The sequence below is a fragment of the Metabacillus litoralis genome (assembly GCF_007994985.1).
GTDB lineage: Bacteria > Bacillota > Bacilli > Bacillales > Bacillaceae > Metabacillus > Metabacillus litoralis.
Map to the genome: position 1 here is coordinate 78,633 of NZ_VOQF01000007.1, position 15,871 is coordinate 94,503.

Annotated in this window: 15 protein-coding genes and 1 pseudogene; 1 reads left to right on the forward strand and 15 read right to left on the reverse strand. The window is 35.2% G+C overall.

The features are described 5' to 3' along the window. Positions 1–52 precede the first annotated feature (52 nt). The 15 genes from FS935_RS13320 to FS935_RS13390 form a co-directional block, all read right to left on the reverse strand. Complete coding sequence (locus FS935_RS13320) at positions 53–343, reverse strand: DUF1292 domain-containing protein (protein WP_146949108.1); 291 nt, start codon at positions 341–343, stop codon at positions 53–55. A 28-nt stretch (positions 344–371) separates the two neighbouring features. Next, entirely contained in the window at positions 372–788 is a 417-nt protein-coding gene (gene ruvX / locus FS935_RS13325; protein ID WP_146949109.1) for a Holliday junction resolvase RuvX, read from the reverse strand. Between the two features lie 140 nt (positions 789–928). Beyond that, a complete protein-coding gene (locus FS935_RS13330) occupies positions 929–1,189 on the reverse strand; it encodes an IreB family regulatory phosphoprotein (RefSeq protein ID WP_146949110.1) in 261 nt (86 codons plus the stop codon). A 78-nt stretch (positions 1,190–1,267) separates the two neighbouring features. Then, entirely contained in the window at positions 1,268–3,907 is a 2,640-nt protein-coding gene (gene alaS / locus FS935_RS13335; protein ID WP_146949111.1) for an alanine--tRNA ligase, read from the reverse strand. Positions 3,908–4,329: 422 nt separating this feature from the next. Then, positions 4,330–5,391, reverse strand: a complete 1,062-nt coding sequence (locus FS935_RS13340; RefSeq protein ID WP_146949112.1) for an AI-2E family transporter — start codon at positions 5,389–5,391, stop codon at positions 4,330–4,332. A gap of 112 nt (positions 5,392–5,503) precedes the next feature. Beyond that, positions 5,504–5,635 (reverse strand): YrzQ family protein, encoded by a 132-nt coding sequence (locus FS935_RS13345; protein WP_146949113.1) that lies wholly within the window; start codon positions 5,633–5,635, stop codon positions 5,504–5,506. Positions 5,636–5,649: 14 nt separating this feature from the next. Continuing rightward, entirely contained in the window at positions 5,650–5,841 is a 192-nt protein-coding gene (locus tag FS935_RS13350; RefSeq protein WP_146949114.1) for a YrzR-like zinc ribbon domain, read from the reverse strand. A gap of 23 nt (positions 5,842–5,864) precedes the next feature. Beyond that, positions 5,865–6,338, reverse strand: coding sequence for a PRC-barrel domain-containing protein (locus tag FS935_RS13355; protein ID WP_146949115.1), 474 nt, complete (start codon positions 6,336–6,338; stop codon positions 5,865–5,867). Between the two features lie 26 nt (positions 6,339–6,364). Continuing rightward, the gene (gene recD2, locus FS935_RS13360) at positions 6,365–8,746 is read right to left on the reverse strand and encodes an SF1B family DNA helicase RecD2 (protein WP_146949116.1); all 2,382 of its coding nucleotides are present in this window, start codon (positions 8,744–8,746) and stop codon (positions 6,365–6,367) included. A gap of 28 nt (positions 8,747–8,774) precedes the next feature. Then, positions 8,775–9,431 carry a tetratricopeptide repeat protein gene (locus FS935_RS13365; protein ID WP_146949117.1) on the reverse strand — a complete coding sequence of 219 codons (657 nt, stop codon included), beginning with the start codon at positions 9,429–9,431 and terminating at the stop codon, positions 8,775–8,777. Positions 9,432–9,666: 235 nt separating this feature from the next. Continuing rightward, positions 9,667–10,779, reverse strand: a complete 1,113-nt coding sequence (mnmA, locus tag FS935_RS13370; RefSeq protein ID WP_146949118.1) for a tRNA 2-thiouridine(34) synthase MnmA — start codon at positions 10,777–10,779, stop codon at positions 9,667–9,669. Positions 10,780–10,800: 21 nt separating this feature from the next. Then, entirely contained in the window at positions 10,801–11,940 is a 1,140-nt protein-coding gene (locus tag FS935_RS13375) for a cysteine desulfurase family protein (RefSeq protein WP_146949119.1), read from the reverse strand. Positions 11,941–11,997: 57 nt separating this feature from the next. Further along, positions 11,998–12,414, reverse strand: a complete 417-nt coding sequence (cymR, locus tag FS935_RS13380) for a cysteine metabolism transcriptional regulator CymR (protein WP_146949120.1) — start codon at positions 12,412–12,414, stop codon at positions 11,998–12,000. A 25-nt stretch (positions 12,415–12,439) separates the two neighbouring features. Further along, positions 12,440–13,102 carry a YczE/YyaS/YitT family protein gene (locus FS935_RS13385; protein ID WP_146949121.1) on the reverse strand — a complete coding sequence of 221 codons (663 nt, stop codon included), beginning with the start codon at positions 13,100–13,102 and terminating at the stop codon, positions 12,440–12,442. 432 nt (positions 13,103–13,534) lie between these two features. Next, positions 13,535–14,824 carry a replication-associated recombination protein A gene (locus tag FS935_RS13390; protein WP_146949425.1) on the reverse strand — a complete coding sequence of 430 codons (1,290 nt, stop codon included), beginning with the start codon at positions 14,822–14,824 and terminating at the stop codon, positions 13,535–13,537. A gap of 482 nt (positions 14,825–15,306) precedes the next feature. Between FS935_RS13390 and FS935_RS24545 the strand changes: the two are divergent. Beyond that, positions 15,307–15,523: pseudogene (locus tag FS935_RS24545) on the forward strand (RsfA family transcriptional regulator); the annotation flags it as partial. Positions 15,524–15,871: the final 348 nt, after the last annotated feature.

The following is a 15,871-nucleotide window of genomic DNA, read 5'->3' on the forward strand; positions in this document are numbered from 1 at the left end:
TTAGACAAAAAAAAGTGCAATAAGAGTATATCTCTTATCGCACTTTTTATGCTTATTCTTGCTCTTCTTCTTCATCAAGAAATGTATTTAACATTTCCTCAATTAAGTCCCACTCTTCTTCCGTTTCAATTGGCTCTAGCTCTCCATCTTCACCGTCTGCATGTGGGTTAAAGCTTGAAGCATGAATTTCAATTTCTTCGCTATCGTCCTCTTCTGCACCTAGTGGATAGTATAACACATAAGATTTTTTGAATTCCTCTGACTCAAATGTAAAAAGAACCTCACATAATTGTTCATTGCCATTCTCATCTATAACTGTAATTTGTTTTTCTCCGTGATCCATGAATTCTTCACCTCATAATAATTTTTGTCTAGTTTAAGCTATCTAAATAACCCTGTAATATCATCACTGCAGCCATTTTGTCTATAACCTTTTTTCTTTTTTTTCGACTAACATCTGCAGAGATTAGCATTTTTTCAGCAGCCATTGTTGTTAACCGCTCATCCCATAGGATAACAGGAAGATTAAACTTCTTTGTTAGTATTTCAGCAAAAGATTGACTTGCTTCCGCTCTTGGTCCAATTGTTCCATTCATGTTTTTAGGCATTCCAAGGACAATTTTCTCAACTTCATACTGTTTAATTAGTTCAGAAAGTCTTCCCAGTTGATAGTCTCGACCTTCTTCATTGATTTTAATCGTTTCAATTCCTTGTGCTGTCCAGCGCAATTCATCACTAACGGCTACTCCCAATGTTTTAGTTCCTAAATCTAATCCAAGTATTCGCATAATATGCCTCTCGATTTTATTGTATAAAGATTGGAACTGAATAATTTAGAGCATTTATTGCAGTTTCTAATTAATTCAGCCCATCAATATACAAATTTACATTTCATTTTTTACAGAACAGATACTTTAGATACAAAAGATCAAATCCGTTTTTGTAAGTAAGATTTAACTAGCTCCTCAATTAATTCATCCCGCTCAAGCTTGCGAATTAGATTTCTTGCATCACGATGACGAGGAATATAGGCTGGGTCACCAGAAAGCAAATAGCCCACAATTTGATTTATTGGATTATAGCCTTTTTCTTGTAATGCATCGTATACAGTATAAAGGACTTCGTTTACATTCGTTTCGACAGAGTCGTCAGAGAAATTAAATTTCATCGTTTTATCAAATGAACTCACCTTCGCACCTCTTTCCCAGATTCTTAAGAAGAAATCTGCTTGTCCAATCTTACCTTTATTTTACACTACTTTTACTAATTATAAAACGGATTCAATCCATTCTTCAGCATATTTAAGTGCTCCGTCCAGTTTTTCAGGATTTTTAGCACCTGCTTGAGCCATTTCTGGGCGACCGCCACCTTTTCCATCACATCGTTCTGCAATTTCTTTAATAAGTTTTCCTGCATGGTAGCCTTTATCTACTAAATCCTTCGTTATTCCTGCAACTAAATTCACTTTACCATCCTCAGCAGCTCCGAGAACAACAATAGCTGATTGCAGCTTATTTTTCAAGTCATCCATCATTCCACGTAGACTATTCATATCCTTAGCATTCACTTTGGCAGCAAGAAGTGTTACACCATTAATCGTTTTAGCTTGATCTACAATATTACCTGCTTCTAAGTTTCCAAGTTTAGAATTTAATGATTCATTTTCTCGTTGAAGTAATCTGAAGTCTTGAAGTAAGCCACTAATTCTTGTTGTAATATCTTTAGGATTTGATTTTAACAGCTCTGAAGCTTCTGCGAGTTTCTGTAATTGTTCATTTATAACTTGATAAGCTGCTTTACCTGTTACAGCTTCAATACGTCTAGTTCCAGCACCGATTCCAGATTCAGTTACAATTTTAAATAAACCAATTGTTGCTGTGTTATCTACATGACAACCACCACAAAGCTCTAAGCTGTAGTCGCCCACTTGGACTACTCTAACTACCTCTCCATACTTTTCGCCAAATAACGCCATCGCACCCATTTCTTTAGCTTCTGCAAGGGATTTTAGCTCAATTTGAACAGAAATGCTCTTCCAAATTTGTTCGTTAACATTATGTTCGATCATAGATAATTCTTCTTGTGTTACTTGTCCAAAATGAGAAAAATCAAAGCGCAGACGATCAGCAGTAACTAATGATCCTGCTTGGTTTACATGTTCGCCTAACACATCTTTTAATGCTTGATGCAATAAATGGGTTGCAGTATGATTCTTAACAATACCACTACGATTTGCTTTTGTAACAGATGCTTTAAACGTGTCACCAGTTTGTAAAGTACCACTTTCAACTACTACCAGATGAAGATTTTGTCCGTTTGGTGCTTTTTGAACATTTTTTACTTTAACATGTGTTTTACTATTGATTAGTGTTCCTTCATCTGCGATTTGTCCACCGCTTTCAGCATAAAAAGGTGTTGTATCAAGGATAACTTGAATTTCTTCTCCTTCAGAAGCTTTATGAACAAGTTCTCCATCTTTAATGATTACCATAACTTTTGCTTGCTCAATCTCTAATTGGTTATAACCAACAAACTCACTTTTTTCCTTTATTTCTCCGAGCACTCCACTTTGTACTTGCATAGAATCAACTTTTTGAATTGCTGCACGAGCTCGATCACGCTGGCGACCCATTTCTTCTTCAAAACCAGCTTGATCAACCTTCATTCCTTCCTCTTCTGCATATTCCTCAGTTAACTCAACTGGAAATCCGTAAGTGTCATATAAACGGAAAACATCTTCTCCTGGAATGATATCTTTACCTTGCTTTTTCTGACTTTTGATTACTTCACTAAGAATTGCCAAACCATCATTTAGTGTTTCATGAAAACGTTCTTCTTCATTTTTAATCACTTTTTGAATAAATTCTGTTTTATCTTTCACTTCAGGATAGAAATCGACCATAATCTCTGCTACAACTGGAACTAATTCATACATAAAAGGACGATTAATATTAATTTGTTTCGCATACCGAACTGCTCTTCTTAATAAACGTCGAAGAACATATCCACGGCCTTCATTAGAAGGTAGAGCTCCATCACTAATGGCAAAGCTTACTGTACGGACATGGTCAGCAATAACCTTAAATGCAACATCTTTATCTTTATCAGTACGGTATTGCTCACCTGATATTTCCTCTGTTGCACGAATTATTGGAATAAATAAATCTGTGTCAAAGTTCGTTTGAACATTTTGAATAACAGAGACCATTCTTTCAAGTCCCATTCCTGTATCAATGTTTTTCTTTGGAAGTGGAGTGTATGTTCCATCTGGATTATGATTAAATTGAGAAAATACTAAATTCCACACTTCTAAATACCGCTCATTTTCTCCACCTGGATACAATTCTGGGTCATGTACATCATTTCCGTATTCTTCTCCTCGATCATAAAAGATCTCGGTATTTGGTCCACTAGGTCCTTCACCTATATCCCAAAAGTTACCCTCTAAGCGAATAATTCGCTCCTCAGGAACACCAATTTTATCTTTCCAAATATCAAATGCTTCGGTATCTTCAGGGTGTATCGTTACTGAAAGCTTATCAGCATCAAACCCAATCCATTTTTCACTTGTTAAGAACTCCCAAGCCCATTCAATAGCTTCAACCTTAAAGTAATCTCCAATTGAAAAATTACCTAGCATTTCAAAGAATGTATGATGTCTAGCAGTTTTACCAACATTCTCAATATCATTTGTTCTAATTGATTTTTGTGCATTACAAATTCTTGGATTGGCAGGAATAACTCTCCCATCAAAATATTTTTTTAATGTCGCAACACCACTGTTAATCCAAAGTAATGTAGGGTCCTCATGTGGTACTAGAGAAGCACTTGGCTCTACACCATGCCCTTTTTCTTTGAAAAAGTCCAAAAACATTTGGCGCACTTCTGCTGATTGTAAATTTCTCATATGTATCCTCCTCATTTGTTATCAATAGTTTCAATTATGTGTTTTCTAATTGCATAAAACATAAATCACACAAAAAACTCTCGTCTCTGTGTAAAGAAATCCATCTTTGCACAGGGACGAGAGTAAACTCGCGGTACCACCCTGATTATGAACTTGCACGCAAGAATCTCTTTACTACTAGCCAATAGGCAAAAGTTAGAAAGAAAAATGCGTGACTTATGTTCATCACCTCTAATAACCGTAACGTGGTTATAACGGCAGGTTTTTCTGCACTTAGGAATAGCTTTTTGCTGTGCCTACCTAGAATTTCTTACAGCCAAGGAAATTCCTCTCTGAAAAGGCGGTAACAACATCTTTTTCCATCATTGTGATTGCAATATTCAATATTCTATCGTGAATTATAGACAAGCATGCGATAAATGTCAATGTTGTCTTCTCAGTAATACAAGGTGAAGGATCATCACACGTAACACTACTACAATGGGAACAGCTATCATCAATCCAACAATCCCGCCAATTTCACCACCAGACAATAATGCGAGCATAATAATGATTGGATGCATGTGCAAGCTTTTACCTACAACTAATGGTCCTAGAATATTTCCCTCAATAAATTGTAAAGACAATATGATAACAACAACAATTATAATTGTTTGTGTAGACATTGTTGCTGCTATGATTAAGGCAGGAACTGCTCCAATTACTGGTCCAAAATAAGGGATAATGTTGGTTACACCAATTAATAATCCCAGAATTAAGGGGTATTTCACATCAAAAAACCATAATGAAATAAACGCAAGTAACCCAATAATAAAGCAAACAAATAATTGTCCTCTAATATAATTTCCTAGCGAGCGATCAATGTCCTTTAAAAATTGAATGGCTTCACTACGCCATTTTCTAGGAGTTAAATACCACCCAGCTTTTTTAATTTGATCATAATCTTTCAGCATATAAAACACTAGAAATGGGATAATGGCGATTAATAGCATATAATCGAAAATCCCTTTTAAACTGCTAATAACATTCTCGACAGTTAACGCTAACCATGCTTCTGTTTTTGCAAATAGTTGATCAATCCGTTCATGAATACCATTAGGCCAGCGGTTTGTTTGATCATGAATAGAATCAACCCATTCAGAATACGCTGCAGAAAGCTGTGGGAAATTCTCTGATAAATCCCGAAGCTGATTAACTAGTACAGGAATTCCTTTATAAAAACCGTAACCAATAGAACCGAAAAAGAGCAAATAAATAATTAAGATTGAAATTGGTCTTGGAACACCTGTACGATGTAATTTCTCAATTATTGGATGTAAAAGATATGTAATAAAAGCTCCTATTAAGAAAGGGATAAATATGGCTTTGAACATAAGAAAAAAGGGAGCCCATATATTATAAAGTTTGAAAAAGACATATATTGTAAGTAATCCGAGCAATAAAATAGTGATACGTAATAACCATTTTATTTGTTGTTCTCTCAAGAAACTCCCTCCTCTATCCATTTATTCTTTAAAGGAAGGAGACATTTTATACATGTTGCATTTACTATAAATATGAAAAAGAGAGCTGAACAGTCAGCTCCCTAAAGAAATATTAAAATATTTTCATCATACGTTTTTTCATTTTTTTCATTGAACGATTATTTGTCATGTTAGAGTTGCGAGCAAAATGATAAGCTGCAGCACCTAATCCTAAAGACATTAATGAGGTTACAGTACGTTTCAAAATCAATCTCCCCTTTACATGCTTATTGATCGTTCATCATCTGAAAACAAATCATCAAGTGAGCTTAATGTGCCATCTTCCTCAACTTGATGTGTTAATATTTTCCCTTTAGTGACAGATAATTCAATAAAGCAGCTCCAGCAGTAATATTGATTTACACCTATCTTCCCAAGATCTTTACTTTTACAATTCGGACATGAAAACAAACGGGCACACCTCTTTTACATTCTTAAAAGTCTATGACGATCGCATCTTTGCTTATCGATAGCGGCTCCCCGCTAGCCTTAACCACTTTTTTTCCTTCAGCGATGTCAGCAAAAAAACCGTCCGTCAACTCGTATGCCTCAATTGTGCCCATTTCCTCTGAAAAATATACGTCCTCCAACAAACCAAGTTTTTCTCCTTCTTTTGTTAAAACTGATTTGTATTGAAGATCACTGTAAGTGTTATACGTATAATTTTTCTTTAGATCATGAATTGTTAATAAATTTTCAGCTTCATCAACCATTACACCATGATCACCAATTGCATGTATAGATTCAATAGGTAAAAAACGATCACGATGGAAAAGACCCTTTCCTTCCATAAGAAGTCCGATGATAAAGCCTTGGGTAGATACGCATAAATTCGTTATATGACCAAGAAGGTCAGCACTGCTGGTGCTGTACACTGGAAGTCCTTTAAGCTTTGAATATGTTCGCAAAGTAGCTCCACCTCTTTCGAACATTTTTATGATTCACTAACCTCCATAAAGTCATACGGTGTAACGTTTTCCATGCCAATATTTGCATCTTCTACAGGGAATGGTAATTCTTTTTGCAATTCATCAATGATCATTTCTGTTCCATCTTTATTTAGCTTTAACATCAGACTTGTTTGTCTTTCGGAGCTCTCATTATTCGAAATTCCCCATTGTAAAGCATCTCTCTCACCACAAAGAATCAGTGATCGTTTACTTCTCGTTATGGCTGTATAAATTAAATTTCGACGTAGCATTCGATAATAACCCTTAACGATAGGTAAAATTACAATTGGAAATTCGCTTCCTTGTGATTTATGAATAGAACAACAAAAAGCATGTGTAAACTGATTAAAATCCTGTTTTGTATAGGTGACTTCATTTCCATCAAATGCAACAACGATCATATCTTCTTTTTCTGTATTTTCCTTCGCATAGAAAATGGACACGATCTCTCCGATATCTCCATTAAAAACATTTTGATCAGGCTGGTTTACCAATTGAAGAATTTTATCACCATTCCGATAAATAACTTCACCAAACTTCATTTCTCTTTTACCAGGTGTCTTGGGATTAAAAAGTTCCTGTAGAAGTTTGTTTAATTGGTCAATACCAGCAGGTCCCTTATACATTGGAGCCAAAATTTGAATGTCCCTTGCAGAATACCCTTTATTTATTGCACTTTTTATTACTTTTTCAATAACCTCTTTCATCTGTGATTGTGAACACTGAATAAAAGAACGATCAGAGGTTGGTTTCGTAATATTTTGTGGCAAATTCCCTTTTTTGATTTCATGTGCAAGCTCAATAATGGATGATCCTTCTGCTTGTCGATATATATCAGTTAACCTCACAGTAGGTATGGTTGAAGAAGCTAATAGATCTCTAAGAACCTGACCAGGACCTACGGAAGGAAGTTGATCTTCATCACCTACCATGACAACTTGAATGTTTTCAGGTAAAGCTTTAAATAACTGATTTGCTATCCAAATATCAACCATCGATACTTCATCTACGATGAGTAATTTTCCTGCAATTGGGTTATTCTCATCATGTTCAAAGCCATCGGCACCATTCCATTTTAATAAGCGATGAATTGTAACAGCTGATAGTCCTGTAGCTTCACTCATTCTTTTAGCAGCTCGACCTGTTGGTGCAACTAAAAGAATAGGGAATGGTTCTTCCTTTTTATAATCTGAGGGATCCAATGAACAACCATGTAAGTCTGAATAAAGTTCTACAATCCCTTTAATAACTGTTGTTTTACCCGTTCCAGGTCCACCTGTTAACAAAAGCATTGGTGACATGAGTGCTTTTTGAATGGCGTCTTTTTGTGTTGGTGCATAATGGACCTTTAACCGTTCTTCAAGGTTTCCAAGAGATAACAAAAATTCAGATTCAGGAAAAAGCTCTTCGTACTCTTGTTGATCTAAAACTCTTTTGATATTTTTCACTAATCCTTGTTCAGCAAAATAAAGAGAAGGTAAATATGCACGATCTTCCTCAACAATCATTTTTCCTTCTTCACCTAAGGAAATAATTTCATTAGCAATCTCTTCTTCATGAATGAGACCTTTTTTTGAATGATCAAGTAGCTCTTTCGTTTTTATAATTAATTGATCCACTTTTATATAAACATGACCATCCTGTAAACATAAGTGTTCAATAATATAATGACAAGCAGCTTTAATTCTTTCAGAGCTTTTTGCTGATATACCAATTTGCTGACCTAGTTCATCAGCTCGTACAAACCCTATCCCTTCTATATCTTGCACCAATTGATAGGGGTTTTCCTGGATGATTGCTAACGTTTGGTCTTGGTATGTTTGATATATTTTCATAGCAAGCTGTGGACCAAATCCCACTTGATTTAGTGAAATCATTACTTGTTCAAGACCTTGATGAGAAACAAGTGCTTCAACTAATTGTTTCGCTTTTTCTTTGTTTACTTTAGGAATTTCGTCGAGGATAGAAGGATTCTGAAGAATTTTTGAAATAGCTGATTCACCCAATTTATCAACAATTGCTTCTGCGGTTTTCTTTCCAATTCCTTTAAAAAGATCGCTCGATAAATATTGAACGATTCCTTCCTTTGTTTGAGGTATTTCTTTTCGAAAATGCTCAGTTTGAAATTGCAAACCAAATTTAGGATGGTTTGTAAATGAACCAAAAAAGGTGTATGTATCATCTTCATGCAGGAGTGGGAAATATCCAGTAACTGTTATTTCTTTATCTTCAATATTCTCACTTGTTTCATGAATTCTTACTTTTAAGACAGAATATAAATTCTGTTCATTGTGAAAAATAACAACCTTCACTAAGCCCTTCACAAATTTTTCATTTTCCGCAAATAAATCCGCACTTTCCTGCATGACACCATACTCCCCTCTAATGCAACTACTACTGTTTATTTTCACCTATTATGTTTAAAGCATGTCCAGCTAGCATATGGTCCGGCTGTATCATTAACGCTTTTTCTAGCATTTCTTTCGCTTTAATTGTGTCTTCTTTAAATGCGTATGCTACTCCAAGATTATAAAATGCATCTGCATGTTGCTCATCTAATGTTACTACAGTTTGAAATTGAATCATTGCTTCATCTATTAACTCAAGCTGCGCTAAACATAAACCATATTGAAACCTCGCATCAGCATCATCTTCATTTAACTCTACTGCTCTTTGGAAGTATGGTAATGCTAATCGATGTTGATCTATTTGCAGCATACACAATCCGAGCATAAAATGAAGGTCACCGTTATCTAAGCCTTTTCTTAAGGCTTTTTCATACATGTTTTTTGCTTCATTATAGTTTTCTTGATTAAAGTATACATTTCCTGCTCCATAATATGCTGTTGCTGTATTCTCATCGATTTCAATAGCCTTTTCATAGAATTTAAGGGCTTTTTCAAGTTCATTCACTGCTGATAATAAATTCCCAAAGTTTACATAACTAATTGGATCTGCAGGTTGTTCTTCAATAGCTTTAGAAAATGCTGTTGCTGCTTCTTCAAAATTACCTTTTTGCATAGCTTCGATACCAAGTTGATTGTTATCCATTTTGTTACCCACTTTCAAGTATTTTTTATGTAAATTGTATGATGTTGTTTGGTATACACTTTGTTGTTGAAGTGAAAGCATGAAGCTCCTGCGTAGAGCGGGAAAGCGAATGCCTTAACTGAAATCCAAAAACTAAGATTTAACTGAAAACCTTTGTCTAACAAATTTTCAAGATTTAAATCACAATATAAAGGGGCTGACTCCACTTAACAGCGTCACCCCCCTATTTTCTCAGTTATCCAACGTACCAAAGCTTCTTGTCTTCTTTATATACCTCATCAATTGTTCCTCCACCTAGACAAATTTCACCGTCATAGAATACAACAGCTTGTCCTGGTGTTACAGCTCGTATAGGCTTTTTAAACGAAATCTTTGCTGTTTTTTCATCTATCATTTCTACTGACACTTCATTATCTTCTTGTCGATAGCGGAATTTTGCTGTACAAGATAATTCTGTAGGTTGAGAGTCTGATACCCAGCTTATATTTGTTGCGGTGATTGAGTCAGAATATAAAAGCTCATTATGGAAACCTTGATCAACATACAATACATTTTTCTCTAAGTCCTTACCAATAGCAAACCAAGGATCACCACTACCACCAATTCCTAATCCGTGGCGCTGTCCAATTGTATAGTACATAAGTCCATCATGCTTACCTTTTACTTCACCATCTAGTGTTTGCATAATTCCGGGTTGTGCAGGCAAATAGCCACTCAAAAATTCTTTGAAATTTCTTTCACCTATAAAACAAATTCCCGTACTATCTTTTTTAGTTGCAGTTGCTAGGTTTGCTTTTTTTGCCATTTCACGTACTAATGGCTTCTCAATATCTCCTAATGGAAACATTACCTTTGAAAGCTGTTCTTGACTTAATTGATTTAGGAAATAGGTTTGATCTTTGTTGTCATCGATACCACGAAGCATTTTGTATTCTCCATCACGATACTCAACACGAGCATAATGACCTGTTGCCAAATAATCAGCACCTAGTGACATAGCATGCTCTAAAAATGCTTTAAATTTAATTTCTTTATTACACATAACATCAGGATTAGGTGTTCTTCCTGCTTTGTATTCATCTAGGAAATAGGTAAATACTTTATCCCAATACTGCTTTTCAAAGTTCACCGCGTAGTAGGGAATTCCAATCTGATTGCAAACTTCAATCACATCATTGTAATCTTCTGTTGCTGTACATACGCCATTTTCATCTGTATCATCCCAGTTTTTCATGAATATTCCTATAACTTCATAACCTTGCTCTTTTAAACGAAGAGCTGCTACTGAGGAGTCTACTCCACCAGACATCCCAACAACAACTCTTGTATCTTTAGGATCTTTATTCATCTCTTCACCTCCAGTTTTACTCTATGCTGTAACTTTTTTAATCACTTTTGAAATTTCATGTGCTGCATATTGAATATCTTCTTTAGTTGTACCTAATCCAAAGCTAAAACGAATAGATGATAAAATTCGCTCTGATTCCTTACCATACATGCTAACTAATACATGGGAGGGATCAATTGAACCTGCCGTACATGCTGAACCACTTGATGCAGCAATTCCAGCTAAGTCTAGATTTACTAGTAATGATTCGATATTCGTTTTAGGAAAATAGACATTAAACACATGTGGTAAGCCGTCATTTGGACTGTTTACTTCAAACATAAGCTGATGTTCCTGAAAAATTGATATCATTTCCTGCTTAAAGGCATTATAGTTCTCTGATTTTTGTTTTTGTGTTGCTAATGACAGGTTAGCAGCAAGCTGAAAGCCAAAAATACCAGGAACATTTTCAGTCCCAGCTCTTCTTTTTAACTCCTGTTCTCCTCCGTATTGTGAAGGCTGAAGTTTAAGGCCTGCTTTAGCATATAAAAAACCTACTCCTTTAGGTCCATTTATCTTATGGGAAGAAACAGATAGTAAATCTACACTCAAATCAGTTATATCTATATGTTCAATTCCATATGCTTGTACCGCATCTGTATGAAAAAATGCTTGATGTTTTTTTAAGATGTGACCAATTTCCCTTATAGGCTGAATAACGCCAACTTCATTATTTCCATACATGATTGAAACAAGCACTGTCTGATCAGTCAGGTTATTCGTTAAATCTTCTAAAGAAATCATGCCAGATTTATCTACAGGTAAGTAAGTGATATCATATCCGATTTTTTCTAAATATTTACACGCATGTAAAACTGCATGATGCTCTATATCTGTCGTAATGATATGTTTTCCTAAATGTTGATTCGCCAGAGCTGTACCTATAATAGCTAAATTATCAGCTTCAGTACCACCACTAGTAAAAATTATTTCTGCTGGTTTTGCATTAATTGTTTTTGCAAGACTTCGTCTAGCTTCATCGAGAATTCGTCTTGCTTCTCTACCGAATGAATGAATACTAGAAGGATTGCCATAGCTCTCTTTCATCATAGAGAACATTTTCTCAGCTACCTCTGGATGCATCGGGGAAGTTGCAGCATGATCAAGGTATATTCGTTTCATCAACATCCCCTCCTTTCTATACACTCGTTTCTAGAAAACCTAATCATAGTAATAACATTAAATATAAAACATATAAGGTTCTTGTTCACCGTCTGTATAGCTAGCAAGATCCTCGAGTGTTGTGTTATCAAGTACATCCTTAACAGCATCACGAATTCTAATCCAAAGTGCTCTTTTTGCTGGCTCTTCATCCTCTAGAACTTCAACAGGACTTATTGGCCCTTCTAAAACACGGATAATATCTCCTGAAGTTATGTTAGCAGGCTCATCTCCTAAAATATAGCCACCATATGCTCCTCTAATACTTTTAACAAGACGGGCATTTCTTAATGGAGCAATAAGCTGCTCAAGATAATGCTCTGATAAATTATGTGTCTGAGCAATACTTTTTAATGATGTTGGTCCTTCTCCATGCTGTTTCGCTAGCTCTATCATAATTGTTAATCCGTAACGTCCTTTTGTTGATATTTTCATAATATCCCCCTTAAGATTTACGACCCTAGCAAACTTTTTCAAATATTTTTTTATTTTGTTTAAAAAGTTCACTGAAGAGTTTATCTGTTGATTTTTCACAAAATGGAATCATCACACCTGCCATGTACCCTAGAGATAAAGTTGTGATAATCGTTCCAATAAATACAGGTCCACCCAAAAGCCAACCGAAAAATAAGACAATAATTTCAATACTACCTCTAATAACTGTTATAGATTTACCTGTTTTTTCAACTAAGGCCATCATTAAGCTATCTCTGGGTCCTGCACCACATTTTGCAGATATATATAAACCCATACCGTAGCATAAAACAACAATACCTATTAGAAGCATCAGCAATTGACCTAAAAACGAATGAGGCGTATGAAGGAAAGGCAATAATAAATATAAATCAATAAAAATTCCTATAGTTATCATATTAATAAAAGCACCCAGTTGTGGAACTCTTTTCATCAATATCGTTGCAATCAATAAAACAAACACACCTGTTATGATCGTCCATGAACCAATTGTTAAACCAAATTGATAATACAATCCAATATGAAGCACATCCCAGGAAGAAACACCTAACTCCGCTTTAATCGTCAATACAATACCTAACGACATAATCAGTAAACCTATAAAATAAACAACCCATTTAAAGATCGTTTCTGTCATATTATTCGCCATAAAAACCCTCCCATACTAAGAAAAGCGAAGGCGCCTTGCTTATGACCCCGAGGGGCTAGGCGCTGCAGCTAGACAATGAAAAGCGAAAGGCGCCTGCCTATCGGCGACAAGCATAAGGCGATTAGGAAAAGAAGGTGCTTTTTACCTTCTATTCCTAATTGACTTATGACCTAGGAAAAAGGATGTTGTTTTTCCCTCGAGCCGATGGCGCCTGTAGCTAGACAACGAAAAGCGAAGGCGCCTTGTTTAGACCCGACAGGCATAAGGCAAGACGGCTAGAAGGCTGTTATTTAACCTTACATTTAGTTACACTGACTTTTATAAAAAAAACTAATTTATAATAGTATCTTCTTTGAACACTTGCCATTATAGCATATTATCCTTATGGTTAGCACTAAAACCGACTATACAACTTGGACATTCAACTGTAACTTATTTGTTTTCTTTCTTAAATTGCTCAAGCTTCTTATAAATTCCAGCAAGTCGTTTTTCTTCACCTGCTTCTATTGGTCGGTAATATTTTGTTCCTAGAAGTTTAGTTGGTAGATAATCCTGTTGAACCCATCCACCAAATGTTCCAATTGGGAAATCATGAGGATATTTGTAACCAACATGCCCCAAATCCTTTGCACCTGCATAATGACCATCTCTCAAGTGCTTTGGAATGTCTCCAACATTTCCATTTCGAACATCATTTATGGCCATGTCTAACGCCTTGTACGCTGAATTCGATTTAGATGATAAACACATTTCAACTACTGCTACTGATAAAGGAATTCTTGCCTCTGGGAGCCCTAATCTTTCACTCGAGGTAACAGCTGCCAACACATTGTTACCTATTGATGTATCAGCTAATCCGATATCTTCATAGGCGATAACAAGTAATCTTCGGTTTACTGCAACTAAATCACCCGTTTCAAGTAAGTGAGCTAAATAATAAAGTGCTGCATCTACATCACTTCCTCGAATACTTTTCTGAAGACTTGATAACAGATTATAAAAATTAGATCCCTTTTTATCACCATATACACCCACTCGACCAATCATATCTTGGATAATTTCATCATCGATTAAATAAGTGGAACTCTCTCTCGGTGAAGCATATACGATTGATTCTAGCAATGTTAGAGATTTCCTTGCATCACCGTTAGATCCAAAGGAAATTTTATCTATTTGTTCATTAGTAATTTTAATTGATAACTTTCCAAGACCTTTTTGCTCATCTTTTAAAGCCTTGTTAAGTAATTCCTTTATATTATCAGTCGTTAATCGAGTGAGCTGCTTTATTTGTCCACATCTGCTTCGAATCGCCGGGTTTACGTCATGAAATGGATTTTCAGTTGTTGCACCAATTAATATGATATCTCCGCGTTCAACATGTGGTAATAAATAATCTTGTTGTGCTTTATTAAATCGGTGAATTTCATCTAAAAATAAAATAACCTTTCCTGTAAGACGAGTTTCATCAACAACAGCTTCAACATCCTTTTTTCCAGCTGTTGTTGCATTTAATGCGATAAAAGGAATACTGGTTGTACCAGCAATAGCAAATGCAATTGACGTTTTTCCGATACCTGGTTCACCATATAAAAGCATAGATGGAACAAAACCATTTTTAATCATTTTATATAAGCTTGTATGTGGTCCAATTATATCTTTCTGACCAACAATTTCATCTATTGTTGTTGGTCTCATACGATAAGCAAGTGGCTCCCCATTCATTGTTAACACTCCAATCAATTCTATAGCATCTTTTTCATCATAAAAATGGATATCTATTATGCAATAAAATGCATTCTTCACCACAGAATAGCACTGTTTAAAAAACCTTCTTATTTGATTATATAGTGTAGGATAAATCTTTCAAATCATAGAGATTAGATAAGGCTCTTTTCTGAAAGATTGTTGCTATGTAACCAAAACATACAGTAGTAACAGCGTATTTCCGCATATAAAGCTACCATTTTATGAAGAAAAGATGCCACTAGACTTACTACTGTGCTGATTTCTCGAGTAAATAAAAGCAACAAAGTTTGCGAAAATAGCCTTAGATAAAGACCGTAACAAAATAAGTAATGTTAAAAGTGAGCGGTTTTCAACAGTTCGATCAAAAGCTATATTGCTTTCCTATTTACACATCGTAATAATATGATTTTATCAGGAAACGCTAAGGGAAAATAATAAACAACGCAAAGGAGGGTATCATGAAGGTTAGACAAGATGCTTGGTCAAGTGAAGATGATCTGCTATTAGCTCAGACTGTATTACAACATATTCAAAAAGGAAGCACTCAGGTGGCTGCATTTGACGAAGTGGGTGATCATTTAAATAGAACATCAGCAGCATGTGGTTACCGGTGGAATGCAGAAGTAAGGAAGCATTATAAAAAAGAAGTAGAACATGCCAAAAAACTAAGAAAAAACATTCATCAAGAAAAAGACAATATACTCACACAACAGAAATTAAGTCACAATTTAGCATTATCGAATGATGCTCTAACATCAAATTCTGACCAGGATTTTAGAGACATTACATTAAGTGATTGTATAAACTTTTTAAGTCATGAACAAACAAAGAATGATCATGATATAAAGAATGAACAAGAACAACTAAAAATAGAGAATGAACAACTTAGGAAAAAACACTCTGAACTTGAAGCTAAGTATGAACAGCTATTACAAAAAAAGCAGCATATTGAACATGACTATAAGCTACTAATGTCAATGATTAGTCAAGCACAAAAAATGAGCGATGACACATTCCCTAAAA

Excerpts from the sequence above, each read along its gene's own strand:
- FS935_RS13320 (WP_146949108.1), bottom strand. The coding sequence starts at position 343 with ATGGATCACGGAGAAAAACAAATTACAGTTATAGATGAGAATGGCAAT.
- ruvX (WP_146949109.1), bottom strand. The coding sequence starts at position 788 with ATGCGAATACTTGGATTAGATTTAGGAACTAAAACATTGGGAGTAGCC.
- alaS (WP_146949111.1), bottom strand. The coding sequence starts at position 3,907 with ATGAGAAATTTACAATCAGCAGAAGTGCGCCAAATGTTTTTGGACTTT.
- recD2 (WP_146949116.1), bottom strand. The coding sequence starts at position 8,746 with ATGCAGGAAAGTGCGGATTTATTTGCGGAAAATGAAAAATTTGTGAAG.
- FS935_RS13365 (WP_146949117.1), bottom strand. The coding sequence starts at position 9,431 with ATGGATAACAATCAACTTGGTATCGAAGCTATGCAAAAAGGTAATTTT.
- mnmA (WP_146949118.1), bottom strand. The coding sequence starts at position 10,779 with ATGAATAAAGATCCTAAAGATACAAGAGTTGTTGTTGGGATGTCTGGT.
- FS935_RS13375 (WP_146949119.1), bottom strand. The coding sequence starts at position 11,940 with ATGAAACGAATATACCTTGATCATGCTGCAACTTCCCCGATGCATCCA.
- cymR (WP_146949120.1), bottom strand. The coding sequence starts at position 12,414 with ATGAAAATATCAACAAAAGGACGTTACGGATTAACAATTATGATAGAG.
- FS935_RS13385 (WP_146949121.1), bottom strand. The coding sequence starts at position 13,102 with ATGGCGAATAATATGACAGAAACGATCTTTAAATGGGTTGTTTATTTT.
- FS935_RS13390 (WP_146949425.1), bottom strand. The coding sequence starts at position 14,824 with ATGAATGGGGAGCCACTTGCTTATCGTATGAGACCAACAACAATAGAT.